General features: G+C 71.5%; 1 protein-coding gene. It reads left to right on the top strand.

The annotated features are described in order from the left end of the window. Positions 1–221, top strand: a 221-nt coding sequence (locus tag AC2YJL_RS27765; RefSeq protein WP_487375101.1) for an FAD-dependent oxidoreductase, incomplete at both ends; no start/stop codon positions are given.

Below are 221 nucleotides of genomic sequence, written 5' to 3'. Positions count from 1 at the left end.
GGCGGCAAGGCCCTGGTGAACGCCTACTACCGCAGCGCCGAAAAACTCGGCGTGCGCGTGCGCTACGAAACCCCGGTGGACCGCATCGAGCTCGACAACGGCCGCTTCGTCGCCGCGCACACGCGCGGCGGTGAGCGCATCGCCGCCAAGAGCTGCGTGCTCGCCGCCGGCGGTTTCGAGTCCGACCTGGCCTGGCTGCGCGAGGCCTGGGGCCAGAACGA

The organism is Priestia sp. SRI_019 (genome assembly GCF_057586255.1).
This window is presented reverse-complemented; position numbering and strand designations above follow the sequence as displayed.